Annotated in this window: 22 protein-coding genes; 12 read left to right on the forward strand and 10 right to left on the reverse strand. The window is 64.2% G+C overall.

Annotated elements, in window-relative coordinates:
* The first annotated feature begins 23 nt into the window (after window positions 1-23).
* The 6 genes from BSZ39_RS03960 (at window position 24) to BSZ39_RS03985 (ending at window position 3,736) form a co-directional block, all read left to right on the forward strand.
* Entirely contained in the window at window positions 24-356 is a 333-nt protein-coding gene (locus tag BSZ39_RS03960) for a small basic family protein (RefSeq protein WP_073716090.1), read from the forward strand.
* Window positions 357-359: 3 nt separating this feature from the next.
* On the forward strand, window positions 360-1,082 hold the full coding sequence (locus BSZ39_RS03965) for a DUF881 domain-containing protein (protein ID WP_073716091.1): 723 nt from the start codon (window positions 360-362) through the stop codon (window positions 1,080-1,082).
* A 72-nt stretch (window positions 1,083-1,154) separates the two neighbouring features.
* Window positions 1,155-1,610 carry an FHA domain-containing protein gene (locus BSZ39_RS03970; protein ID WP_073716092.1) on the forward strand — a complete coding sequence of 152 codons (456 nt, stop codon included), beginning with the start codon at window positions 1,155-1,157 and terminating at the stop codon, window positions 1,608-1,610.
* Window positions 1,607-2,368, forward strand: coding sequence for a transcriptional regulator FtsR (ftsR, locus tag BSZ39_RS03975; RefSeq protein ID WP_073716093.1), 762 nt, complete (start codon window positions 1,607-1,609; stop codon window positions 2,366-2,368). The genes BSZ39_RS03970 and ftsR overlap by 4 nt, the downstream gene beginning before the upstream one ends.
* A gap of 195 nt (window positions 2,369-2,563) precedes the next feature.
* A complete protein-coding gene (locus BSZ39_RS03980) occupies window positions 2,564-3,088 on the forward strand; it encodes a MerR family transcriptional regulator (RefSeq protein ID WP_073716094.1) in 525 nt (174 codons plus the stop codon).
* Window positions 3,089-3,292: 204 nt separating this feature from the next.
* Window positions 3,293-3,736, forward strand: coding sequence for a hypothetical protein (locus BSZ39_RS03985; protein WP_143180360.1), 444 nt, complete (start codon window positions 3,293-3,295; stop codon window positions 3,734-3,736).
* Here the strand turns inward: BSZ39_RS03985 and BSZ39_RS03990 are convergent.
* Together BSZ39_RS03990 and BSZ39_RS03995 are read right to left on the reverse strand one after the other, a co-directional pair.
* A complete protein-coding gene (locus BSZ39_RS03990; RefSeq protein WP_073716096.1) occupies window positions 3,733-6,333 on the reverse strand; it encodes a YhgE/Pip domain-containing protein in 2,601 nt (866 codons plus the stop codon). The two genes, BSZ39_RS03985 and BSZ39_RS03990, sit on opposite strands and share 4 nt — an antisense overlap.
* A complete protein-coding gene (locus BSZ39_RS03995; RefSeq protein ID WP_158025085.1) occupies window positions 6,330-8,996 on the reverse strand; it encodes an MMPL family transporter in 2,667 nt (888 codons plus the stop codon). Before BSZ39_RS03995 ends, BSZ39_RS03990 begins: the two co-directional genes overlap by 4 nt.
* 101 nt (window positions 8,997-9,097) lie before the next feature.
* On the opposite strand from BSZ39_RS03995, the gene BSZ39_RS04000 reads away from it, so the two are divergent.
* From BSZ39_RS04000 to BSZ39_RS04010, 4 genes are all read left to right on the forward strand, one after another.
* Window positions 9,098-9,691, forward strand: coding sequence for a TetR/AcrR family transcriptional regulator (locus BSZ39_RS04000; RefSeq protein ID WP_073716098.1), 594 nt, complete (start codon window positions 9,098-9,100; stop codon window positions 9,689-9,691).
* Between the two features lie 73 nt (window positions 9,692-9,764).
* Window positions 9,765-10,193 (forward strand): alcohol dehydrogenase catalytic domain-containing protein, encoded by a 429-nt coding sequence (locus BSZ39_RS14155; protein WP_222842852.1) that lies wholly within the window; start codon window positions 9,765-9,767, stop codon window positions 10,191-10,193.
* Window positions 10,194-10,253: 60 nt separating this feature from the next.
* Window positions 10,254-10,850 carry a zinc-binding dehydrogenase gene (locus BSZ39_RS14160; RefSeq protein ID WP_222842853.1) on the forward strand — a complete coding sequence of 199 codons (597 nt, stop codon included), beginning with the start codon at window positions 10,254-10,256 and terminating at the stop codon, window positions 10,848-10,850.
* Complete coding sequence (locus tag BSZ39_RS04010) at window positions 10,847-11,470, forward strand: MBL fold metallo-hydrolase (RefSeq protein WP_073716099.1); 624 nt, start codon at window positions 10,847-10,849, stop codon at window positions 11,468-11,470. Before BSZ39_RS14160 ends, BSZ39_RS04010 begins: the two co-directional genes overlap by 4 nt.
* A gap of 3 nt (window positions 11,471-11,473) precedes the next feature.
* On the opposite strand, the gene BSZ39_RS04015 is transcribed toward BSZ39_RS04010, so the two are convergent.
* Window positions 11,474-12,616 (reverse strand): methyltransferase domain-containing protein, encoded by a 1,143-nt coding sequence (locus BSZ39_RS04015; protein ID WP_245792415.1) that lies wholly within the window; start codon window positions 12,614-12,616, stop codon window positions 11,474-11,476.
* 62 nt (window positions 12,617-12,678) lie between these two features.
* On the opposite strand from BSZ39_RS04015, the gene BSZ39_RS04020 reads away from it, so the two are divergent.
* Window positions 12,679-13,143, forward strand: a complete 465-nt coding sequence (locus BSZ39_RS04020) for a hypothetical protein (protein ID WP_073716101.1) — start codon at window positions 12,679-12,681, stop codon at window positions 13,141-13,143.
* Here BSZ39_RS04020 and lgt read toward each other — a convergent pair.
* From lgt to BSZ39_RS14040, 3 genes are all read right to left on the reverse strand, one after another.
* Window positions 13,074-13,925, reverse strand: coding sequence for a prolipoprotein diacylglyceryl transferase (gene lgt / locus BSZ39_RS04025; protein WP_073716102.1), 852 nt, complete (start codon window positions 13,923-13,925; stop codon window positions 13,074-13,076). The two genes, BSZ39_RS04020 and lgt, sit on opposite strands and share 70 nt — an antisense overlap.
* Window positions 13,912-15,078, reverse strand: a complete 1,167-nt coding sequence (locus tag BSZ39_RS04030) for a YkvI family membrane protein (RefSeq protein WP_073716103.1) — start codon at window positions 15,076-15,078, stop codon at window positions 13,912-13,914. Before BSZ39_RS04030 ends, lgt begins: the two co-directional genes overlap by 14 nt.
* A 260-nt stretch (window positions 15,079-15,338) precedes the next feature.
* Window positions 15,339-15,635: a hypothetical protein gene (locus tag BSZ39_RS14040; protein WP_169829082.1), complete on the reverse strand. Its 297-nt coding sequence runs from the start codon at window positions 15,633-15,635 to the stop codon at window positions 15,339-15,341.
* A gap of 241 nt (window positions 15,636-15,876) precedes the next feature.
* On the opposite strand from BSZ39_RS14040, the gene BSZ39_RS04040 reads away from it, so the two are divergent.
* Window positions 15,877-16,230, forward strand: coding sequence for an RNA polymerase-binding protein RbpA (locus BSZ39_RS04040; protein ID WP_073716105.1), 354 nt, complete (start codon window positions 15,877-15,879; stop codon window positions 16,228-16,230).
* Window positions 16,231-16,284: 54 nt separating this feature from the next.
* Here the strand turns inward: BSZ39_RS04040 and BSZ39_RS04045 are convergent, their stop codons facing one another.
* The 4 genes from BSZ39_RS04045 to BSZ39_RS04060 form a co-directional block, all read right to left on the reverse strand.
* A complete protein-coding gene (locus tag BSZ39_RS04045; RefSeq protein WP_083602927.1) occupies window positions 16,285-17,031 on the reverse strand; it encodes a polyprenol monophosphomannose synthase in 747 nt (248 codons plus the stop codon).
* Window positions 16,988-18,571 carry an apolipoprotein N-acyltransferase gene (gene lnt / locus BSZ39_RS04050; protein WP_158025086.1) on the reverse strand — a complete coding sequence of 528 codons (1,584 nt, stop codon included), beginning with the start codon at window positions 18,569-18,571 and terminating at the stop codon, window positions 16,988-16,990. Before lnt ends, BSZ39_RS04045 begins: the two co-directional genes overlap by 44 nt.
* Window positions 18,572-18,763: 192 nt before the next feature.
* Complete coding sequence (locus BSZ39_RS04055; protein WP_073716108.1) at window positions 18,764-21,448, reverse strand: DEAD/DEAH box helicase; 2,685 nt, start codon at window positions 21,446-21,448, stop codon at window positions 18,764-18,766.
* A complete protein-coding gene (locus tag BSZ39_RS04060) occupies window positions 21,441-21,773 on the reverse strand; it encodes a hypothetical protein (protein ID WP_073716109.1) in 333 nt (110 codons plus the stop codon). The genes BSZ39_RS04055 and BSZ39_RS04060 overlap by 8 nt, the downstream gene beginning before the upstream one ends.
* Window positions 21,774-21,806 lie beyond the last annotated feature (33 nt).

The raw sequence follows: 21,806 nt of genomic DNA on the forward strand, positions 1-21,806 counted from the left end.
ATACCACGGGTAAAAGGAGAGGCATGTTCGCGATTATCGGCTTGTTAGTCGGCATCGGTTTGGGGTTGTGGTTCCAGCCGACCGTGCCGCTTGGCCTGCAACCCTATCTGCCGATCGCCGTCGTCGCGGCACTCGATGCCTTGGCCGGTGGTTTGCGCGCGCGTTTTGATGATGTCTTCGACGACCGCGTCTTTACCACCTCCTTTATCTTTAACGTCTTCATCGCCGCGTTGATCGTCTGGCTGGGAGACAAGATCGGGGTGGGATCCCAGCTGCAGACAGCCGTCATCGTCGTTCTCGGCATCCGAATCTTCGCCAACGCCGCTGCCATCCGCCGACATATCTTCAAGGCGTAGCCGATGGCAACCGAGTCAGAAAAGTCGCTTAGCTCCCGCCTGAGTGTGCTGTGGCGAGCGCGCTCGATCACAGTGATGGTCCTGTGTGTCCTCCTCGGCATCGGCGTCATCACCCAGGTGCGCCAAGAACCGACGAAGAACCTCGCCGCGATGCGCCAAGACGACCTCATCCGCCTGCTCGATGAGCTCGGCCGCCGCAACGATGAGCTCACGACCGAAGCGCAGGTCCTCGAGCAGCGGCTCGCCGAGTTGCAGTCCGGCGCGAAGTCCTCCCAGGCCGCCCGAGAAGCCGCTCAAGAGCAGGTCCGCAACCGTTCGATCCTCGCGGGCACAGTCCCCGTCCATGGTCCGGGCATCACGCTGACGATCATCGACAACGACTCGGTCATCACCGCGCAGATGATGGTGACGGTGCTAGAGGAGCTGCGTAACGCCGGTGCGGAAGCGATCGAGCTGAACTCGCGGCGCCTGACAACGTCAAGCTGGTTTGTGCGCGAAGGCACGACGCTCATCGTCGATGGCGAATCCATCAGTTCACCTTACGTTTTCAATGCGATCGGGGGAGCGCAGACGATGTCGGGCGCTCTCGATATTCCCGGCGGCGCGCTCGCCACGATCCGCACCGCCGGTGCGCGCTCGACGGTGACGCAGCGCGATGACATCTTCATCACGGCCGTTCGCCAAGAACCAGAACTTAAACACGCAAAACCGCAAGATAAGTCCTAGTTCACCTTCACGATCGGTTGGGAAAAGCGAGCGAACTTCCGTAGAGTACAACCATAGGCTTGGAGGGACATCATGAGTGACACACCACGTTCGGAAGATCCCACCTCGACAGCCCGATTCGGCGCCGTTGGTGCCAGCGAAGACGCTGTTGTTGAAGGTGGAATCACGGCTGACGATAAGGACGTTATTGCCGCGCTGCCCCCTGCCTCGGCGCTTCTCATCGTCCAACGCGGCCCCAACCGTGGTGCTCGCTTCCTGCTGGATGCTGAGACGACGACAGCCGGGCGTCATCCCGCATCGGATATTTTCCTCGACGATGTCACCGTGTCGCGTAAACACTGCGTCTTTGAGCAGGCCAACCAGACGTTCCGCATCCGCGACATCGGCTCGCTCAACGGCACCTACATCAACCGGCACCGCATCGATTCGACCGAGCTGTACGACGGCGACGAAGTGCAGATCGGTAAGTACCGCATGACGTTCCATGCCTCTCCCCATCGCGAAAGCACAGGAGACCAATCCCAGTGAAGTCAGCAAGCCCCCGTCTCGAGGCCGCTGCTGACACCCCCGAGGGGGAGACGTGGCCGTTTGACGTCTCACATCGTCCCGTCATGTCGATCGGGGAAGCGATCGCGGCATTGAAGCCCGAGTTTCCCGCGGTCAAGCCTTCCAAGCTCCGCTTTATCGAAGACGAAGGACTCATCAGTCCCCACCGCACCGCGTCCGGCTACCGTAAATACTCGGCAGCCGACATCCAGCGCATCCGTTACGTCCTGATCCAGCAGCGCGACCATTTCCGTCCGCTCGGTGTCATCCTCACCCAGCTCAAAGACATGGACGAGGGCCGCGAGGTCGAAGACGAGCCGACCGCGCGTGTTGTCTCCGTTTCCGGACGCCTCGTGCGTCGCACCGGCAGTGAACGCATCGGCAAACGCGAACTCGCCGACCTGTCGGGCGCGAGCCTGTGCGAGATCGAGGAGATCGTCGACTCCGGCATCATCCGCCCCGACCGCAAGGGCAAATTCCACGTGCGCTGTATCGAGGTCGTCTCCGGGATCGTCCAGCTTTCCGAGTTCGGCATCGATGCGCGCCATCTCGGACATCTGCGCCAGTCATCGGCCCGTAACGCCGACCTGGTCAACCAGGCCGTGGCCCCGCTGCGCGCCGGCACGCATGCCGCGGCGAAGGAACGCAGTGACGCGCAGGCCGCCGATATCGCGACTGTTCTGTCTCGTCTCACCGCAGATTTGACCCTCGTCGGGGTCGGGGACAGCCTCGGTCACTAGTCGGCGAGTCTCACCTTCAGCTTGAAGGTTACGGTTTGGCAACGCCATCGGCGTGTCGGAACGGGTTATCGTTGATTTGGAGCCGCCTTGGCCGTACCGTAGGAGTAGCCGCACGCAACGTGTGTACAGATCGGAGTGAACGTGACTAGCGCTCAAGAGCCAGCACCCTACGCGAGTCATCAACGTGCCCAAGGCATGCTGTTTGGCGATACCCTGCCCGATCTCGACACCCAGACCGGCTACCGCGGTCCGATTGCGTGTAAGGCCGCCGGCATCACCTACCGCCAGCTCGACTACTGGGCCCGCACCGGCCTCGTCGAGCCCTCCATCCGGGGAGCCTCCGGCTCCGGTTCGCAACGCCTGTACTCCTTCCGTGACATCCTCGTCCTGAAAGTCGTCAAGCGTCTGCTCGACACCGGCGTGACGCTGCAGCAGATCCGCAGCGCGATCACGTTCCTGCACGAACGCGGCGTCGACGACCTCGCCCAGATCACCCTCATGTCCGATGGCGCCTCTGTCTACGAGTGCACGAGCGCCGATGAGGTCATCGACCTCGTCCAGGGCGGTCAGGGCGTCTTCGGTATTGCCGTCGGTCGCGTCTGGCGGGAGGTCGAAGGCTCGCTCGCCGAACTGCCGACGGACCGCGCCGATGATGGTGCAGAACCGGGCCTCGATGAACTCTCGCGCCGTCGTGCCGCTCGGCGCGCCGCGGGTGCGTAGGTGCGGCCCCTTACGTCGCTAGCGTCTCTTACGCGAACCGATCACGAATTTCTCTGGCTTTCCGCCGCAGGCTGGCTCGCCACGGGCGTCGGCCGTCGGCAACGCACACCCCAACGATTCGGTACCATCGGTCGCGCACCCAGCGCGCGAGACGAGCTAGCTTTCGACACCGCACTCGACGCGCTTGATATCACCCAGCTGCGCATGCGCGAGGGCACCGATCCAGCTACTGCGGCAGCAATGCTCGCCGAAGTGTGCGACGCCGTCGTCTCATGGGACTCCGCCGTAACCCCGCCCGCGCACGGCGCGTTCATCGCGGCCGATACGGACGTGAGCGCACCAATCACGACCCTGGCGCTCGGGATCCGGCACGTCCTTGGTGCCCACAGCCTGCGCGGCGCCGCCGTATCGACGCGCGGCTGCTCACCCGCCATCCAGCATTCGCTGACGGAACTCGCCGAACCCTTCGGACTGACGCTCCACGTCGACGACACGCACCCGCGCCCGGACCTGCTAGAAAAGCTCGGCTCGCCGGCAACGGTGAGCCTCGACCCGCTCGACGCGGACGACGCGATCGATACCAGCGAGCCGTCGCTCACGCTGCAGGTTGCGACCTGGTGCGCGCTCGTTGAGGTGCTGTCCTCCTAAGCGACCGCCGCGCGCAACTCGTCCGTCGTAAACGTCTGACGCCGACCCATCGAGACCGTCGTCGCGAGGAGCGCGAGCAACCCCCACCCAACGACGATCGCGAGCGGAGCCAGCACCGAGCCGAGGCTCGGCATGATCGCTGCCTGCAGTGCTTGGTTACCCGCACCCACCGGCAGGACACCGTGCAGGGCGTGCAGCGCCGCGGGTGCCGTCTGCCACGGAATGATCGCCCCGAGTGTGACGGCCTGGAGTACCAGGAACGCGAGCGCGATCACGGTTCCGAGGCGAGCACCTGCGATGACATGCAGCGCCTGAATCATTGCGGCAAACGCCGCGCCCATAATGATGAGGGCGAGCCCCGCGAGCCACGGATTAGCTGCCGACATGCCGAAGACCGGCAGCAGGAGTGCGAGCACGAAGCCCTGCGCCGCACCGATCGCGGCGGCAGGCCGCAGGCCCCGCATCGTCGCCGCAGTGGGGGAGATGGCGCTATTGCGCGCCGCGCGCGGCACGGCCGGTAGGACGAGGAAGGTCGCGATCGCGCCGAGGAAGAGCATCAGCGGAGCCACCGGCGGGAACCATTCGGTTGCAGGGGAGATCGCGTTCAGTCGGCCGTCGGTAACCGCCACGGGCTTGGTGCCCATGGCGACCATCTTGGCCTGCTCCGCATCGGTGTAGCGGGGGACCTCGCCCGCCGCAGTCTTCAGGCCATCAGCGAGCGAGATGACGCCCGCGTTGAACTGCTGCATGCCCCCGTCGAGCTCGGCGAGACCATCGGCGAGTCGAGAGGTGCCGTCGGCGGCCTGCGAGGCACCGTCAGCGAGCTTTCCGGCTCCGGCGTCCAGCGCCCCGGCACCGGAGGCCAGGCGCCGCAGCCCATCGGCCGCGCTCGAGGCGCCGCCCGCGAGTTGGCGGCCACCCGAGGCAAGCCCCTTCGCTCCGTCCGCCAGCTGATTCGCACCGGCGGCCGACGCGGCGGTGCCGTCGGCGAGCTGGCCGGTCGCATCGGCGAGCTGCAGCAGGCCGTTGTAGAACTGGGGGAGCTTCGGCAGGGTCTGGCGCAGCATCGTGATGATGCCCGGCTGGCCGTTGGTCCCGACCATGATGCGTTCGAGTTGTTTGAGCGCTTCCATGACGCCGTCGGCGCCGACGAGGGTGTCGGCCAAAGAATCGAGCAGTTTAATCAGGCCCGGGTTCTCGGGCGTGCCATCGCCGTTGAGGAGCGCCAAGAGGTTCTGGCTGGCAGGATCGAGCTCCTTCGCAAACGCCGTGAGCCGGTCGATGAGGTCCTGAATCTCTGGGCTCGCGCCGGCGGCACGCAGCTTCGCGATGCTCTCGGCGAGCTTCGCGCAGTACTCCGGGGACGCGCCCGAGGTCTCACACTGTTCGACGATGTCGCCCAGGGCTCCGTCGATCTGTCCGATGAGGCCATCGCGCAACGCTTCAACATCGCCCGCGAGGTCGCCGGCGTTGAAGCCCTGCATAATGCGGGCGGCTTCCTTCATGCGTTCGGCGCTCTTGCGAGCCTGCGCCGCGATGTGTTGAAGCCGCGGTTGAACCTTCTCGAGCGCAGCGAGTGCCTCGCGGATGATGCGTTCGGCCTCGACAGGATCAATTGCATCTGCGATTTGGCCCGGCAGCGGCTCCAAGATCGCGAGGATACGGTCGAGTTCGCTGAGGTCCGTCTCGCCGGACAGGAGGTCCTTCAAATCCTTGGGGAGCTTATCGAGCTCGGTGCGGATCTGAGCGGTGCCGTCGGCGAGTTGGCGGGCTCCCGCGGCGAGCTGTTGCTGACCCGCCGCGAACCGGTCCATGCCCGAGGCGTAGGCGTCCTGGCCGTCGGCCAGGGCGCGCGCTCCAGCACCGAGTTTGCCGACGCCATCGGCTGCCTGTCCGGCGCCGCCCGCGAGCGCTCCGGCACCCTCGGCGAGCTTGTTCGCACCATCGGCGAGGGCCGGCATATTGTCGGCGAGGGTGCGGGCGCCAGCCGCGCTTTGGCCCGTACCGTCGGCGAGTTTGCCGGAACCGTCCGCGAGCTCCTTCGCGCCGCCCGCGGCCTTGTCGAGGCCTTCGCCCAGCTGGTTGAAGCCGAGGTAGATCCCCTCGAGGAGTTTCTTCGTCATGCCTTCGCCGACCTGGGAGGCCACAGCGCGGGCAATCGCGTTGGAGACGGGCCCCATGAGGGAGCTCGTCGCATCATTGGAACGCACGTCGATGACGGCCGGGGTCGCCTTCGGCGTGCCGAGCGAGGCAAGGTTTTCCGAGAACTTCTCCGGGATCGTGATGACGGCGTAGTACTTGCCGCTCTTGAGGCCCGCCTGGGCGTCTTTTTCGCTTTCGAGTTTCCAGTTCAGGGTGTCGGCTCGCAGTTGCTCGTCCTTGGGGTCGAGGAGCTCTGCCGCGATGAGGCGTCCCAGCGGTACCTGCTGCTTCTTGCCCTCGATCTCCATGAGCGTGCCGGAATCGTGGTTCACGACCGCGGCGGGGACGTTCGGGAGCCGATCGGCGCGTCCGGATAGGGAACCGATGGCCATAATCGACGCGAGCAGTGGCAGGACCATTGCCGCGATCAAAGCGATGAGAGTGCGACGTTTCATTGGTGCGTCTCCTGAAGTTCGCGCGCGGGAGTAAAAGTCCGGGTTTCAAAGCCCTCGATCTTCCGGGGTGCATCGGCGAGCACGAGGACCGTGAGCTGGGCGGGCAGGGGCAGCTCGGCGAGGCGGTAGCCATCGTCGCCGGGCCCAAGATCGATGATGAGCAGATCGCCGGCGAGGGCCTCATCGTCGACGCGGGGGACCCCGATCGACAGTGCTGCCCGGGAGCGGACGGCAGATGCCTCGGCGGGCAGGACGTGCGAGCACACGATGAGCTCTCCGGTATCGGGTAGCGTGCGTCCGGCAAACGTGGCAGCGATCGCGCGCCGCCGCAGCGGCTCGGGCTCGACGATGATCGTGCGGGAGCGCGCGGGCACGTCGATCGTCACGTCGTCGAACAGCACGCCGTGCTTATCGGACAGCGTGACGTTGGTGGCGCGGATGATGTGGGGGCCGTGATCGGCTTCCCACGCGGAGTGCTTCAGGCGCTTTTCGATCGATTCGCCTTCCACATCGAGGTAGGGGAGTCGGGCCTTCAGGCAGCCCGGCAGGTGCCAGGCACGCTCGCCGAGCAGGGTCATGACCGCGGGCACGAGCGTCATGCGTACTAAGAAGGCGTCGACGGCAACGCCGACGGCGAGTCCGAGCGCAATGGGCTGAACGTAGAAGCTGCCTTCGGGCACGAAGAACACGAAGACGGAGATCATGATGAGCGCCGCGGCGGTCACGACGCGGGCGGATGCGGAAAACCCGGTACGGACCGCTTCGACTGCGTCGCCGTGGTGGACATAGTCCTCGCGCATGCGGGTCACGAGGAAGACCTCGTAGTCCATCGCGAGGCCGAACAGTACGCCCATGAGGATCACGGGCATGAACGAGATGACCGGTCCGATAATGCCGATCCCGATGAGGTCGTTGAACCACCCGTGTTCGAAGACGAGTGCGACGACGCCGAACGCTGCGAGGACCGAGAACAGGTAGCCGATTGTCGCCTTGAGCGGCACCCAGATCGAGCGGAAGACGAGGGTCAGCAAGACCAGGGACAGGCCTACGACGACGATGCCGAATGGGATGAGCGCGTTCGACAGGCGCTCGGAGATATCGATGCCGACGGCCGTTTGCCCCGTGACCTTCATGTCGGTGACGCCGAATTCTTTTTCCCACTCGGGCGCCTGCTTGCGCAGCCGGTGGACGAGGTCGGCGGTTTCGGGATCGGACTGTTTCGTCTCGGGGATGATGACGACGACGCCGATATCGGCCGACCGGTTCGGGGTGGCCATTTCGACCTTGCTGATGCCGGGCACGGTCTTGACGGCGTTCGCGACCTTATCCATGAGGCCGAGCGGGTCTTGCGACTGGATGATGCCCATCGTCATGAGGAGCGGATCGTTGACGCCGGGCCCGAAATTCTTTTCGACCAGCTCGTAGGTGACGCGCGGCTGGCTGCCCTTTTCGGCCGTATCGTTGCCGGGCAGCGAGAGCGCGAGGTCCTTCGCGGGGATCGCGAGGGCCGCGACGACGGCGAGGCTCGCGACGATGACGATCACGGGATGCGACGTGACGACACGGACCCACCAGTCGGACATCGTCGCCTTCGTGCGTCGCTCGGCGCTCTGGGAGACCTCGTGGGCCTTCGTGCCTTCCTTCGGGCGGATTCGTTCGCCCATGAGGGAAAGGATCGCGGGGATGAGGGTGATCGCGACGCCGACGGCGATCGCGACGGCGATGGCGGCCATGGCACCCATGACGGCGAGGAACGGAATATTGGTGACGTACAGGCCGAGCAGAGCGATGATGACGGTGCCACCGGCGAAGACGACCGCGCCACCCGAGGTGGCATTCGCGCGCGCCGCTGACTCCGCAACTGGCATGCCGTCGGCGAGTTGCTGGCGATGGCGCGAGACGATAAAGAGCGCATAGTCGATCCCGACCGCGATCCCCAGCATGAGCGCAAGGGTCGGAGCCGTGGAAGAGATCGGGATGAACCGCGCGAGGATCAGCATGATCCCCATCGCGATCCCGACGCCGATGAGGGCTGTCCCGACCGGAATTCCGGCGGACAGCAGCGAGCGGAACGTGACCGCAAGGACGAGTAGCGCGAGCACGACGCCGATCGCTTCGGTGATCGTGATGCCGACGGAGGTCTGGCCGAGCATATGCCCACCGACATACGTCGTGAGGCCCGCCGGATCCGAGTGCGCAAAGTTCTTCAGCGTCGTCAGCAACTCAGGGGTGAGGTCATCGAGGGACTTCTTCAGTTGAATATTGCCCAGGGCGTACCGGCCATCATCGGAGATCGCCGGCCGCGTGTTCTCGTCGCCAAAGGGTGCGGTCACGACCATGACGTCGTCGATCTCGCGGACCTTCGCTACGGTCGCGTTGATCTCGTCCTTGTAGGCTTCGATGCGTTTGCCCTCGGGGGCTTCGAACAGAATCTGACCGGAGGCGCCAGCGAGTTCGGGGAAGCGAGAGTTCAGGACGTTCAGGCCCTCTTGGCCTTCGGTGCCGGGGATTTCGAAGGAGTCTTGCAGCTGTCCGCCGAACCCGATGACGATGCCGACAAGGACGGCCAACGTCCCGACCCAGGCGCCGATGACGACCCAGGCCCGACGGACCGCGAACGATCCGATTCGGTAGAGCATCGCGGACATTTTTCCCCGTTTCAAGACACTAATGTATTCAATACAGTAATGTATCCAGTATGACGGAGAGACCATCACCGAGCAAGGCTGTTCGCAGTCGAGAGAACACCCGTGAGCGATTACTCATGGCTGCCGCGGGCGTCTTTGCTGACAAGGGATTAGCGGGCGCCACGGTCGATGACCTGACGACCGCCGCCGGCTTCACGCGCGGCGCATTTTACTCCAACTTTTCGTCCAAGGAAGAGGTCTTCGACCTCGCGGTAACCCACCTGCTCGAGCGGATTCTTTCTACCGCCCGCACGCGCGCCGCCCAGGTCGATATCGGGGGAGACATCTACGCCGATGTCGACGCCCTCATCTCCTCCGTGCGCGCCGAAGCCCAGCTGCTGTCGCGCATCGAACTCGAAGGCTGCCTGAACGCCCTGCGCCACAAAGAATTGCGCGACGCTTACCTGCGGATGCGCACGGCGCTACGGGAACAGGTTGCGGCGATCATTACCGAATCGGTCGAAGAGCACGGCAAACAGCTGTTAATCGATCCCATCGATCTCGCCGATGCGGTCATCGCCCTCTACATCAACGACATTAATCTGACCGAGATCGAGGGCCGGAAATTGCCGACCTCGGTCCTCGTCACGAACCTCATCAACGCCGTCTCCGACGACCCGATCAACCTCGCTGCCGCAACGGCGAAGCACGCGACCTCCCGCCGCCGGTAGAAGCCCACTTCTACGCGAAAATCCCGGCAACCCTCGATACGGTGAGACAAACCACACTGGCATGGAGGTAGTCATGGAAAAAGTGCGTGGCGTCATTGCTGTCCGCAAGGGCGCACCCGTCGAACTGACCACGATCGTGATCCCCGATCCGGGACCACGAGACGTCATCATGAAGATCCAGGCATGCGGCGTCTGCCATACCGATTTGCACTACCGCGAGGGCGGCATTTCCGACGATTACCCCTTCCTGCTGGGCCACGAGGCGGCAGGCATCGTCGAGAAGGTAGGGGAGCAGGTCACCCACGTCGAGGTGGGCGACTTCGTTGTCTTGAACTGGCGCGCGATCTGCGGCCAGTGCCGCGCGTGTAAGCGCGGCGAGCCCTGGTATTGCTTTGCGACCTTTAACGCCGAGAAGACGATGACGCTGGAGGACGGCACCGAACTCACTCCGGCGCTTGGCATCGGCGCCTTTTGCGATAAGACGCTCGTCCACGAACTGTAGTGCACGAAGGTCGACTCGAGCGCCGATCCGGCGGTCGTCGGCCTGCTCGGATGCGGCATCATGGCGGGCCTGGGTGCCGCGATCAACACCGGTGGCGTCACGCGCGGTGATAGCGTCGCCGTCATCGGCTGCGGGGGAGTGGGCGATGCTGCCATCGCCGGAGCCCGCCTCGCCGGAGCCAAGACGATCATCGCGGTCGACGTCGATGATGCGAAGCTCGAGTTCGCCACAGAGCTCGGCGCGACCCACACCGTGAACGCCAAGAAGAGCGACCCCGTCGAGGCGATCCAGGAGCTGACCGACAACTTCGGCGCCGACGTGGTCATCGAGGCCGTCGGCCATCCCGAGACCTACAAGCAGGCGTTCTATGCCCGCGATCTTGCCGGGACCGTCGTCCTGGTCGGCGTCCCCACACCCGAGATGACCCTGGAGCTGCCGCTGCTCGACATCTTCGGTCACGGCGGCGCCCTGAAGTCCAGCTGGTACGGCGACTGCCTGCCCGAGCGCGACTTCCCGATGTACGTGGACCTCTACCAGCAGGGCCGACTGCCGCTGGAGAAGTTTGTAACCGAGCGGATCGGGATCGACGATGTCGATGCCGCCTTTGACAAGATGGGGGACGGCACCGTCCTTCGCAGCGTAGTGGAGATGAAATGACCATCCGTATTGACCACACCGTCACTTCTGGCACCTTCGAACTCGATGGCGGCAGTTGGGACGTCGACAACAACGTTTGGATCCTCGGCGACGACGAAACCTGCGTCGTCATCGACGCTCCGCATAACGCCGACGCAATCATTGACGCGGTCGCCGGCCGCGAGGTCCAAGCGATCCTGCTGACGCACGCGCATTCCGATCACGTCGACGTCGTCCTTGAGGTGCGCGAAAAGACCGGTGCGCCGATCCTCATGCATCCGGACGACCAGGTGCTGTGGGAGCTATCGCATCCTGGTGAGGAGGTCGACGGACACCTCGCCGATGGCGACGTCCTCACCCTCGCCGGCAGCGAGATCCACGTCCTGCATACGCCGGGCCACGCGCCGGGCGCAGTCTGCTTCTACGTCCCCGGCCTCGGCTGCGTTTTCTCCGGCGATACGCTCTTTAACGGCGGACCGGGAGCGACGGGCCGGTCGTATTCGGACTACCCGACGATCGTGAATTCGATCCGCACGAAGCTGTTCACGCTTCCCCCGAATACAGTCGTCCACACCGGACACGGCGATGACACGACGATCCTGGCCGAGGCCGATAACGTCCCGGACGAAAAACCCGAATAGCCGTCAGCGACGCACGAGCGCCACGAGCGTCTCGGTGTGCGTCGTATGCGGGAACATGTCGAAGACCTGCGCGCTCATGGCGCGCAGGTTCGGCATGTGTGCGAGATCCTTCGCGAGCGTCACCGCGTTGCAGCTCGAATACAGCACCGCGGGCGCGTGCTCGTTGAGCCAGCCCGCAAGTTCGGTGCCGATGCCGCGGCGCGGGGGATTGACGACGACGAGGTCGGCACGTGGCGCGGTGGCGAGCCACTGCCACGCGTCGGCCGCGATGAGCTCGACACGGTCGGCAACTCCGTTGACTTCGGCCGAGTACTGCGCCGCCGCGATCGCCGGCTCCGAAATCTCCACGCCCGTGACGTGCCGATCAACTCCCGCGAGGTGCAGCGCGAAACCGCCGACGCCGCAGTACAGGTCATAGATCCGGGCAGGCGTCGGCAGCGGCAACGCCCCGAGAAGTTCCTGCGCACGCCCATAAAGCGCCTGGGCGATCGCGGTATTCGTCTGAAAGAAGCTCGCGGGCGTCAGGTGCAGCGTCACATCGCCGAGTGGCATGGCAAGCAGGTGCTCGTCTGTGAGCAGGATGTCGCGTTCGCCTTCGGTGACCGCCTTGTGCACGGGCAGCAGGTTCAGCGTCGCGACGCGGATCGCCGGCACGTCGGCGAGGAGGCTCGCGAGGTGTTTGCGAATCCTCGCTTCGGCTTCGGTTGAGCGGAGCACGAACCGCACGAGGAGCTCACCGTTCGGTGCGGCGGTCACGTGCACATACTTGAGCTCGCCGCGCCGGGTCGTGAGGTCATAGGGCGTGAGGCGGGCGCGCGCGATAAATCGGGCGATCGCCGGCAGCGCGTCGGTGATGTGCCGGTTATGGATCGGGCACAGGCGGATATCGGTGGCGCTGCCATCGGGCCGGACGATACCGAGGATCGGGTGGGCGGCAGTCCCACCGACGGCGAGTTTCGCGCGAGTGCGAAAGTGCACTGGATTGGAAGCGACGATCTCGCGGAAGACGTCGGGCGGCACGACGCCCGCAAGCTGGCTACGAACCCGAGCGTCCTTGTCCGCTAGCTGCTGCGGGTAGGGGGTATCGAGCACCGTGCACGAGCGGCACGTCCCCAGCTCAAAACAGGCGCAGCGCACGCCCCTCATGCTACCGAAGTGAACGCGCGCTCCCGGTGACGCGACGTGCGTCACACATCCATGATTAAGCCATGGGTACGTACTCTGAAGAAGAATCCGATGCTATTCGCGGCGGCCTCATGGCTGCCGTCGCTCTCGTGTCCAAAACCGATTCTGGCTTTATCGCAATGTTCAAAGAGTCCGCCGCGGCGGGCAAGACAGTGCAGTCGCTGCCGGCGGACCTGAAGGAGATCTTCTCCGAGTTCGATATTCCACGCGTCAAGCGCGGGGGAGAGCTCGAGCTGCTACGCGAGGCCGTGAGAATCGCCGACTCGAAAGACAGCGCGACGGGGCAGGCCTATCGCGACGCAGTGCGCGAGGCGACCTCCGCTGCCGCCGAGGCTTCCAAGGGCATAAGCGACGTCGAACAGGGCGTGCTCGATCAAATCGAAGCGATTGTGAGCGAAAAGCTCGCCGCTTCCACCACCTATTTGGTGGAGCCGGATTCGCTGACCTCTCCGGGCGTCGTCGAGGACTCGTCTGCTTCGTCTGAGTAGTCCGGGTAGACCGGGCGCTGGAAGGCATCGGCAAGCAGCCAGGTTCCGATGATGATCATGGGCAGCGACAGGATCTGGCCCATAGTCATCCAGTCGAAGAAGATGTAGCCGAGCTGCACGTCGGGGATCCGGACGAATTCCACCGCGAAGCGGAAGATACCGTAGCCGAGCAGGAAGAGTCCGGATACCGCCCGACGGGGGCGGCGCCGCGCAGAGAACCACCACAGGATCGCGAACAGCACGAGCCCTTCAAGGAAGGCCTCGTACAGCATCGATGGATGCCGCGACACGTCGCCGCCGGTCGGGAAGATGATGCCCCACGGCAGGTCGGTGGGCTTGCCCCACAGCTCGCCGTTGATGAAGTTTCCGATGCGCCCAAAAAACAGTCCGAGCGGGACTAGGGGAGCGATGAAGTCCGTTACGTCCCAAAACTTTCGGTCGTTACGCCACGCGAGCCAGTAGATCGCGAGCAGAACGCCGATGAGGCCGCCGTGAAACGACATGCCACCCTGGTTCATTTTGAAGATCCACAGCGGGTCGGCGATCGCCTCTTTCAGGCCATAGAACAGGACGTAGCCGACGCGACCACCGACGATGACGCCAACGGCAGCGGCCACGATGAGATCACCGACCTTCTCCGGGGTCCAGCCCGACCCGGGCTTCTTTGCGCGCTGGACACCAAGGAACCAGGCGAGCGCAAAACCGACGAGGTACATGATGCCGTACCAGTGGATGTCCAGCGGACCGATGTGGATCGCCGGATCGATATCAGGAAACTTCACAGTGACACCCTACGTGACAAGCGCTGTTCGCCCGTAATTCCTTCGGTAGTTGGGAGGTATCGAGGGTCGCATCGGGATCGGCTTCGATCTCTTCGACGACCTCGGCGCGCATATCGGTGCGGATCTGGTCGTCATCGAGATTGGAATCGCTGATGGCCTGCTCCAGATCGCGGTGTTCGGCGGGGGGAGAAGGGTACCTCTTTTTGCAGCTTGCGCCGACCGAGGTCGCGGATGCGGCCGCGGCGGTGCGCTTCGGCGGCGATCTCGGCGCGCTGCTTTCCCCACGCGAGCACGAGGATGACGATGAGGGCGATACCGACGTAGCCGATGATCGGGTAGAGGTAGCCCACGAGCGCCTTGAACCCAACGAAACTTCCGGCAAATCCCGCCGCGACAGCCGCGATGAGGACGGGGAAGAACCGTTCGGGTCGGCTCGACGTCGCGCGCCGCGCGAGCGCGTAGAACAATCCCGACCCCGGTATTGAAGTTCAGTCGGCTGGTGAGCGACGCGCCCCACCTGCATAAACAGCGCGAGGGTCGCGATGACGAGCAGGCCGCCAAAGAGCAGTCCGCCGACGAAGCCCCCACGGCCCGCCGACTTCGGGTCGAGCTGATCGCCGTCCATCACGATCGCCATCGAGATGCCGAGCGCGAGGGCGAGCGCCACGTAGTTAATGGAGGACAGCGTCCAGTGGGGTAGCGAGCTCGGGATCTCGGTCGCCACTCGCTGCAGCGCGGCAAAGGACCGGTCCGACGCATTGATCGCGACGGCACTAGCGGCGACAACGATGACGATGATGAAGGGCGTGAGAGCGCCGATGACGGTCTCCAGGCGGGAGACATCGAGTAGACCTGCCCCGATACACAGCGCCGTCATGATCGCCGATCCCACCCACACGGGCAGCCCGAACTGCTGGTTGAGGTTCGAGCCAGCGCCGGCGATCATCACGAGGCCGACACAAAACAGCGTGAACGTAATGAAGTAGTCGAGCAGCTTCGAGATGATCGGATGCGCGATCTCACCGAAGACGACGGAGTGCTCATGGGCGCGGTAGTAGCTGCCGAGCTGCAGGATGACCATGCACATCAGCGCAAACAGGGCAGCGGCGAGTACCGCGCCGATGAGCCCGGGGATCCCAAAAGAGACGAACAACTGCGAGTGCCGTCGTGAGGGTGTGCCTAAGCACGAGGGGACTTCCTTAGCTCGATAGTGGGGTTACGGGTGGATTACTCCGAACCGCCAGAACATGCGCCGTTCGGGGACACCTCACATTGTCTAAAGTGTCATAATATGCATTATCGGAACAGGACTATAGTTGCCCAGGATCAAGCGATGCCAGGACCGTGGCCGCCCGATCGCCGGTGATGCCCTGGCATGGATCGCCTGCCCATACGCTCTGGACGCTCACGTCATCACGCGCCCGCCCCGCAGCTCGGATGTTGGCCGTCAACTTGTTGAAGTGCGGATAGATCGCGGGCAATCATGTCCTCATCGGCGCACGTGACGTATAGCGGGCAGCCGAGCGCTCGCACGGCCTCGCAGGCCTCTGGTAAGGGCATACCGAACGTGAAGGACACGAAATCCGGTGAGCCCGTATGCAGCGCTTCGCACTGGTCCTCGTTGTTCCACTCGTGTCGACAGTTGTCGAACTCCGGCCACGTGATGTCCGGATGGGCCGACTCCAGGTGTTTGCCGATCAGCGTCTGCAAGGACGGCTCCGCCGCCCGCGTTCGCGACGGCGGCACACAGCTCCGGAGTCGTCGGTCCGCCCGCAATAGGCGCGACAAGAACGGGAACGTCAAGGTCAGCCACGTCACGCATCACATGCCCCTGAGTTAGCTCGATCCGGCATCTTATGCCACAGTTGGGAATAGATCCCCGTTCAAATCAGTTTAAGCTTACGTGTGCCCGGCGAGGTTGTCCGGGCCGCAGGCTATGAAGGGAGTAAGTATGGCAGAGCGCGCACTACGCGGAATGAGCCTTGGATCCCGAAGCATGGAAAGCGATGTGGGCGTCGAATTCGCCGATCGCGTCACCGTGCGTTTTGATTGCGAAGACTGTGGCAAGGTCACCGAAGTGACCATGTTCGCCGAGGCGGAAATTCCTCTGGTGTGGGAATGCCAGTGCGGGAAGGAAGCGGTGCTCCGTGAGCACGACCGTCCGGATCCGACCAAGCCGGTCAAGCCCCAGCGCACCCACTGGGACATGCTGCTGGAGCGTCGCTCCATGGAGGAACTGCAGGTCCTGCTCGATGAGCGTCTCGAACTGCTGCGAGCTGGAAAGCTGCGTCGTCGCTCGGCGTAAGTTCGTCTACCAAACACGTCACCGGTGGCCCGCTGGGCTACCGGTTTTGTGTTGCTAGCGGCGGAACTTGTTCACGAGGCGCCCCAGCTGCGCGCGGCGCCGGGCAATCCCCCAGCCTGCCGTTCGCAGCGCCGATTCCTTAATGATCGGCCCGTCCATCTTCGACACGCCTTCGGTGCGCTCCACGAACACGATGGGGACCTCGACGATGATGCCGCCTGCCTCATCGACGCGCAGCGTCATATCGACCTGGAAGGAATACCCGTGCGACTGGACCGCGCTCAGGTCGATTTTTTCTAGAATCTCGCGGCGGAAGACCCTAAAGCCCGCCGTCGCGTCGTGCACGCGCAGGCCGGTGGCGAGTCGTACGTACAGGTTTGAGCCGCGCGAGAGCCACAGCCGGTTCATCGGCCAGTTCTCGACGGCACCGCCGGTCACCCAGCGCGAACCGATGACGAGGTCCGGGGCGTCGGGACGGTCGGCGCGCGTGAGGAGCTTCGGCAGGTCAATCGGGCGGTGCGACAGGTCGGCGTCCATCTCGAGGATGTGACTGTAGTCGCGCGCCAGTGCCCAGGTAAATCCGGCGACGTAGGCGCGGCCGAGGCCGCTCTTTTCGCTGCGGTGCATGACGTGGACACGGTCGTTTTGTGCTGCGAGTTCATCGGCGAGTTCGCCGGTACCGTCGGGAGATCCGTCGTCGACGACGAGGATGTCAGCGTCCGTGAGTTCCAGAACCTTCGGGACAATAACCGGGAGGTTATCTTTTTCGTTGTAGGTCGGAATAATGACGACGGGACGCACGCTTTTCTCCTGTGAAGGGGCCAACTACCACCCAGCCTAATGCGAGAATCGCAGATCCCAGAACTGGAATGATCCCCGCTTTGGCTGCGAAGGTCTCACTGGTGCGCAGCGCCACCTTGGCGACGAGGTGATCCGAAGTCCACAGCTCGGTTGCGCCCACGATCCGGCCGCGCGGGTCGATGATTGCGGAAGTGCCGACCGTGGAGGCCTGGACCGTTGCGCGCGAGAATTCGATGGCTCTAAAGCGCGAGATATCGGTCTGCTGGGCGGCTTCCGCGGAATCTCCGAAGGAGGCATTATTCGTCGGAACGATGAGGACCTGAGCGCCGCGGTTCACGCTGTCACGAACCAGGTCTTCGACGGAGATCTCAAAACAGATCGCATCGCCGACGCGTACGTTGCGATCCGCGAGAGCTAGATCCATGATCCCGGGCTTTTGACCGGGCAGCATGTCGGTCCTTACCTTGCCGACGTCGCTCGAGATCTTGGCAAAGAAATCTCGGTACGGAATGTACTCGCCGAACGGTACGGGATGCTGCTTAGTGTAGCTGTCGACGATCCGGACGTCGTTGCCATCGGGCACGAACAGCAGGTGCTGGTTGTATCGCCCGTTTTCGAAGTATTCCTGGGTTCCCACGAGGATTGGAACCTTCGCCGCGAGGACGGATTCGTGGATCATCGCGAGCACGTCGTCGTTGGTGCGCGGGTCGAGATCGGAGGCCGATTCCGGCCACACGATGAGGTCGAGCTGCGGGTCGGATTTCACCAGCCGCACAGTTTCGTCGCGGTGATTGGCGGTGACGCGCCGAGCCTGCTCATACCCGTCCGCGAGCGGCGGGCGCGGGACGTTTCCTTGGACGACCCCGACGCTCAAGCTCCCGGTTTCGGCATTGCCGGCCAGCGGCGCCAGCGCCGCGACCAACGGCAGCGCGCCAGCAACCGCTACCTGGGCGGCGCGGGAGAGGAATCGACCGCTGCGCTCCCCCGCCGGGTTGATAACGCGAGCGAGGAGCACGGCAGCGACAACGACGGTGAAACCGACGAGGGTGGTTCCGCCGTACGCCGCAAGACGGACGATCGGACCTTCGACCTGTGAGTAGCCGACGAGGCCCCACGCGAAGCCTCCGAACGGGAATCGCGATCGCATGCCCTCGATAGCGACGAACAGGAGGCCAGAGCCGACCGCGTCGATCCACACCGAGGCCGATCTCGTATACCAGGCGCTCTTGAGGGCCACGGCGCGCAGGCACGCGTAGAGGCCAATGATGCAGGCCTGCAGGGTCGCTAGCGCCGCCCACGGGATATAGGTTCCGACCGAGGTGATCGCCCAGGACAGATGCGGCAGAAAGAAGGCGAGGCCGAAGGCGGTGCCATAGGCGAAGGCACGGCCCGGGCGAGAGCGCCCCAGTGCCACGTGCAAGAGTGCGAGGGCAACGATCGCCATCCACCACCATCGCAGGTGGGGAAACGCGAGGTTGAGGGCGCCGCCAGCCAGTGCGGCTAGGAGAAAGCGCGGCACAAAGCTCATAGGGACGGGCACGCTTCTCATGCTAATAGATAAGGACCTGGGGGTCTTCGGACCGCGCGCCACCAGGTGGCGGACGCGTTTTCTATGGAGCCCCAGGTCCCTCATCCGATCTTGCCGGAGTATCTTACGCTAACGGCCACCGCTTGCAGATTCAACCCCTTGTGTCATACGTGATATGTCGGATACGCACATACGTCACACGCGTCACACGAGCGTGCTCCACGCGACGATGTCGCGGTGGATAAGGCGGCGGGCAGCGGTCGCCCGCTCAGCAGATTCGACGTCGCCGCTGACCTTTTCGGCGGCGGCAATATGGTCGAGAACGTCGGCGGTTTGTTTCACCCAGCGCACGAAGTCGCCCGCGGGGATGCCGGCGGTTTGCAGCGCCCGGTTCAAGTTGAGGCCACGGGCCCAATCGCGCATGGCGGTGACGAGCCCGTCGTCGATCTGCCGCATCTGCTCGATACCGTGGCGCTCTTCGCCAGCACGCAGCGACTCGGAGAGCTCTCGGATGGTGTCGACGGCGCGCCCCAGGTCACCTTTCAGGTGCAGCGGTGCGCGACCATCCTCGCCTCGCGTGACGTAGACGAACATCGTGGCCGCGGCGGCTAGGTCGATGCTCGAGAGCTGATGCAGCACTCCCCTAGCCAGGCATTCGGCGATCAGCAGGTCCGCCTCTGCGGTGATCTGCCGCAACATATCGCCGTTATCGGTCAAATGGTATTCCTCGTTGAGGTATCCGAGCTCGATCAGGTGCGCGCAGATGCGGCGGAAGGCTTGCCCGAGGCCCTCGGTCTTATTCGCAAGCTTCTGCTCGTTGCTGCGAAGCGATTTGCGCAGGTCGCGCCAGCGCGCGGTCCACCGTTCGTGATCGGAGCGCTTCGGGCACGAGTGCCCCGGATGGGACGTGAGCTGTTTGCGCAGGGCGTCGAGCTCTGCGTAGGCGTCCTCATCGCGCGGCTTATTGACGATTGACTCGCCCTTACGGCCCGCGAACCGCGAGAGTTTTCCAGCCAGCTGTTTCCGGGTTTTCGCACCGCGCCAGGAGTTGCCCTGGATCGCAATACTGCCGAGGCTGACCGGCACCTGAACGAAATCTCGTCCTGTCATGGTGCGCAGCTTCGCCGTCTGGTCAATCAGCGTGATAACGCTGCCTTGCGCCCCCGAATGCCGGACGTCGACGACGAGCCCGCGGTGGGTACGTCGCCCAAAGCGGTACTCGATGACCTCCCCTACCCCGATGTTGTCCAGGGCGAGCTGCCTGTGCAGGGCGCTCGTCTTTTTTCGCGTGGACTTTTCCAGCCGCGAGATTTTCTCTCGCAGCTCGAGGTAGGCGGGGAAATCGCACGTGCAGTCGAGGGCCTTTTCGTACCCCTCTAAGGCGGCTCGCTCTTTACGGATCCGGCGGGCGAGGCCGCCGACGGACCGGTCAACTTGGAACTGCGCGAAACTCGACTCCAAGACCCGCTCGGCCTGGTCGACCGACAGCCACGACAGGAGGTTCACGGCCATCGAATAGGTGGGCCGGAAGGCCGAATTCAGCGGATAGGTGCGCTTGGAGGCCAGGCCTACGATGGCGTCGACGTTGATCCGCTGGTCGTACAGGACGATTGCGTGGCCTTCGACGTCGATGCCTCGCCGCCCCGCGCGTCCCGTCAGCTGCGTGTACTGGCCGGGCGTCAGCATGACGTGATCGGCGCCGTCCCATTTCACCAGGCCCTCGATGACGACCGAGCGGGCCGGCATATTGATACCCAGTGCGAGGGTTTCGGTCGCGTAGACGACCTTGATGAGGCCCTGGACGAAGAGTTGCTCGACGCATTCTTTAAAGATCGGCAGCAGGCCCGCGTGGTGGGCCGCGATGCCGCGCGTCGCGGCGTGGTAGAAGGTCTCGTAGCCCACCGCTTGGCGGTCGGTTGGATCGAGCTCCATGCAGATCCGCTCGACGATCACGCCAATGCGATCGGCCTCCGCGCGGGTGGTGAGGGTGACGCCTGCCGCGAGGAGTTCTTCGACCGCGCGCTGGCAGCCGGCGCGTGAAAACACGAAGATGATCGCGGGCAGCAGCGTGGCCTCATCGAGGGTGGCCACCACGTCGTAGCGGGAGGTGAGGGGGCGCCGGCGAGGCTGGCCGTGTCTGCGCGAGCCGCTGCCGATCGCCTGGTACACCTCGGGGTTGACCTTCAGCGGGTCGTTCGGGTGCGTGAGGTCGAGCATGCTTCGACCGACCATAATGTGCTGGTTGAGCGGGACGGGACGAATCTCCGAGACGATGATTTGCGTGTGGCCGCGCAGTTCGGTAAGCCAGGCGCCGAACTCTTCCGCGTTCGATACGGTCGCCGACAGCGAGATCACCTGGACCCGCTCGGGCAGCAGAATCATGCACTCTTCCCACACCGGGCCGCGGAACCGGTCGGCTAGGTAGTGGACTTCGTCCATGACGACGTAGCGTACGTCGGAAAGGTCGCGCGAGTCCTGGTAGAGCATGTTGCGCAGGACCTCCGTCGTCATGACGACGATGGGAGCCTGCGGGTTGATCGACGTGTCGCCGGTGAGGATTCCGACGTTCTCTTTGTCCCAGGTCTTGACGAAGTCAGAGTATTTCTGATTCGACAGTGCCTTGATCGGCGTCGTGTACATGAGGCGGACCCCGCCTTGGATCGCGAGCCGGGCGGCGAATTCACCCACGACGGTCTTGCCGGCGCCGGTCGGGGCCGCGACGAGGACGCCGTCGCCGCCTTCGACCGCGAGGCATGCCGTTCGCTGGAAGTCATCGAGCGGAAACGGCAGCGAGGCATCATAGGCCGCGGTCTCGCTGCGCTCATAGCGGGCTTGCTGGCGCGAGGCGGCGTAGCGTTCGGCGGGTGACAGCTCGGGCTCGTCAGCCATCAAAGGAGGTCCATTCTGCCTTCGCTGCGAGCACCCGCAGGGCGGCTGGTTCGACGGTGACACTCACGGGCATGGATCCGAGTGCTTCCCCGTCGCCGTGGACGATCACGTCGGCTGAGCAGGAAATCTCAAAGTGCTTCGCGCGCGTGTGGGCGACGGCCGGATGCGAGATGTGAGTGCCGCGGTAGATCCGCGGGAAGACGGTCAGCAGGGTCGAGCGGTAGACGTCGGAGACGGTGATGAGTTCACCGATCCCGTCCTTCGCGTAGTTGAGTCCCTCATAGTGGTGTAGCGGGGTGGTCGTGCTGGACAGCAGGGCGGTCACCGCGTGATCCTCGAGTTCATCTTCTACAACTCA

The organism is Bowdeniella nasicola (genome assembly GCF_001907295.1).
GTDB classification, from domain to species: Bacteria; Actinomycetota; Actinomycetes; order Actinomycetales; family Actinomycetaceae; genus Bowdeniella; species Bowdeniella nasicola.

Excerpts from the sequence above, each read along its gene's own strand:
- BSZ39_RS04040 (WP_073716105.1), top strand. The coding sequence starts at position 15,877 with ATGGCAGAGCGCGCACTACGCGGAATGAGCCTTGGATCCCGAAGCATG.
- BSZ39_RS04000 (WP_073716098.1), top strand. The coding sequence starts at position 9,098 with ATGGCTGCCGCGGGCGTCTTTGCTGACAAGGGATTAGCGGGCGCCACG.
- BSZ39_RS03990 (WP_073716096.1), bottom strand. The coding sequence starts at position 6,333 with ATGAAACGTCGCACTCTCATCGCTTTGATCGCGGCAATGGTCCTGCCA.
- BSZ39_RS04010 (WP_073716099.1), top strand. The coding sequence starts at position 10,847 with ATGACCATCCGTATTGACCACACCGTCACTTCTGGCACCTTCGAACTC.
- BSZ39_RS14160 (WP_222842853.1), top strand. The coding sequence starts at position 10,254 with ATGGCGGGCCTGGGTGCCGCGATCAACACCGGTGGCGTCACGCGCGGT.
- BSZ39_RS14155 (WP_222842852.1), top strand. The coding sequence starts at position 9,765 with ATGGAAAAAGTGCGTGGCGTCATTGCTGTCCGCAAGGGCGCACCCGTC.
- BSZ39_RS04015 (WP_245792415.1), bottom strand. The coding sequence starts at position 12,616 with ATGAGGGGCGTGCGCTGCGCCTGTTTTGAGCTGGGGACGTGCCGCTCG.
- BSZ39_RS03980 (WP_073716094.1), top strand. The coding sequence starts at position 2,564 with ATGCTGTTTGGCGATACCCTGCCCGATCTCGACACCCAGACCGGCTAC.
- BSZ39_RS03970 (WP_073716092.1), top strand. The coding sequence starts at position 1,155 with ATGAGTGACACACCACGTTCGGAAGATCCCACCTCGACAGCCCGATTC.
- BSZ39_RS04020 (WP_073716101.1), top strand. The coding sequence starts at position 12,679 with ATGGGTACGTACTCTGAAGAAGAATCCGATGCTATTCGCGGCGGCCTC.
- BSZ39_RS04055 (WP_073716108.1), bottom strand. The coding sequence starts at position 21,448 with ATGGCTGACGAGCCCGAGCTGTCACCCGCCGAACGCTACGCCGCCTCG.
- BSZ39_RS03985 (WP_143180360.1), top strand. The coding sequence starts at position 3,293 with ATGCGCGAGGGCACCGATCCAGCTACTGCGGCAGCAATGCTCGCCGAA.
- BSZ39_RS03965 (WP_073716091.1), top strand. The coding sequence starts at position 360 with ATGGCAACCGAGTCAGAAAAGTCGCTTAGCTCCCGCCTGAGTGTGCTG.
- BSZ39_RS03960 (WP_073716090.1), top strand. The coding sequence starts at position 24 with ATGTTCGCGATTATCGGCTTGTTAGTCGGCATCGGTTTGGGGTTGTGG.